This window comes from Pseudomonas sp. RL_5y_Pfl2_73 (genome assembly GCF_963970515.1).
GTDB lineage: Bacteria > Pseudomonadota > Gammaproteobacteria > Pseudomonadales > Pseudomonadaceae > Aquipseudomonas.
Genome location: NZ_CAXAPD010000105.1, coordinates 1 through 1,522 on the forward strand (window position 1 = coordinate 1; position 1,522 = coordinate 1,522).

Sequence of the window (1,522 nt, forward strand, 5' to 3'; positions counted from 1 at the left end):
GCAAACCTATCGCGAGACTCCACTTCAATCGTAGCCAAAAATATCTTGGGATTTTTGACAAAGACAAAGTCGAAACGCGCCACCCTATCAACTCACTCGACGAGATCTATGAGTTTTCAGCCTCGCTAAAAGAGACGATATCTTTTTACCAAGAAGCCTGAGCAAGGACTTCCCAGTCCTTTGCCTACAGGCCCAGGGACTGGGATTACGCTAATCTCCGGCCAATAGCTGGTATCGGTGACTGCCAGCTTTCGGCCAGAAGCAGACTCTCAGCAAGCGCTGCTGCTGGCCAGAAGCGACTCATCCATCCGCCTCTAATGCGGCATACACTGTTGCTGCTGTCCTAGCCCAGATCGCCACCTTGTGGTTGTACGGCCTCAGTAACATAAATGGACTTCCAGAGAATGAAAAAAATCGAGATCACACAGGATGACCTAGACCAGGGCACCGAAAAGTTCCATTTATACATGCTTTATGTAAAACATCGGATAGTCGGACTAGCGGACCCCAGAATGGCGGTATTCACCGCTATAGATACCATCCAAAAAGATGGCTATAGAGTAATTTTCGGTTCGTACCCAGATAATGCCGGTAAAAACGTTAGTAATTGGATTGACGAGCATTATGGAGACAGAAGTCATATTTCCTATTGCTTTCCTTCCATAGCTTGTGAGATTGACGGCAGCGCGTATTTACTGAGAATGCCCTTGCTGCGCGTAGATGAAATACCGTTGACCCAAGCAGTGATTGATATCACAGAAAGTAGTGCTTCTTCAATTTCTTCGAAAAGACATTCGCTTCTGGAGCAAGAATATACTGATTACTATAATGCTCTTTACAATATTAGTGTTTTCAATCCTGCGAGCATTATTCACATAAGCGCTGCGGCCAACTATATTCTTCACAGCAAGGCTACTTATGCCCTTGCTCGGTGGGAGAGTCTTTCATTTGTGGAAAAAACCATGAAAGAGATCCTGCGTGCATTCGACATCAAAATGAGCGGGGCGGATGGCCACGACATTCAGGGTGCATTACATACTGAATGGAAAAATGCCGGCCTACCCGCATTGCCGGAAGCGCTACTATCGGATGTTATGTGCACGGCTGCGATGAGGTATCAAGAGACCCCTCAACCGTTCGCGGCCACACTAAAAGCGCATCATTCCTCAGTACGGCTAGGAGCAATAATCTCAAAGCAAAAGCAAGCCATACCACACATAGAAAACGAATTTAAATTTAAAATAAAAGACATGTCTCTAGATCCATGCTTACATATTGCTCGTTTGGTCAAAGCCATTGACCCATTGGCTGGAAACTCTCCAAAGGTTCGCCTTATACGTTGAACTATCCACTTTCGGCCAATTGCAGTCATTCGTGAAAGACCTGAACCGTCCATTAGGGATGGTCTGAAATAGCCGGATGTTTTCCGGCTATCGAGCCGTCAGTACTTTTCAAAAAACGACCCGCGTCGAAATTTGATCCATTTTCTTCATTTTTCAGCCCTTCCGGGCGCAGCAAGGCG

General features: G+C 46.2%; 1 protein-coding gene and 1 pseudogene. Both read left to right on the plus strand.

Going from position 1 to position 1,522, the window contains the following annotated elements:
- Positions 1 to 161, plus strand: a pseudogene (locus AACY42_RS28400) (restriction endonuclease); the annotation flags it as partial.
- A 243-nt stretch (positions 162 to 404) separates the two neighbouring features.
- Complete coding sequence (locus AACY42_RS28405) at positions 405 to 1,343, plus strand: hypothetical protein (RefSeq protein ID WP_339483818.1); 939 nt, start codon at positions 405 to 407, stop codon at positions 1,341 to 1,343.
- The last annotated feature ends 179 nt before the right edge of the window (positions 1,344 to 1,522 follow it).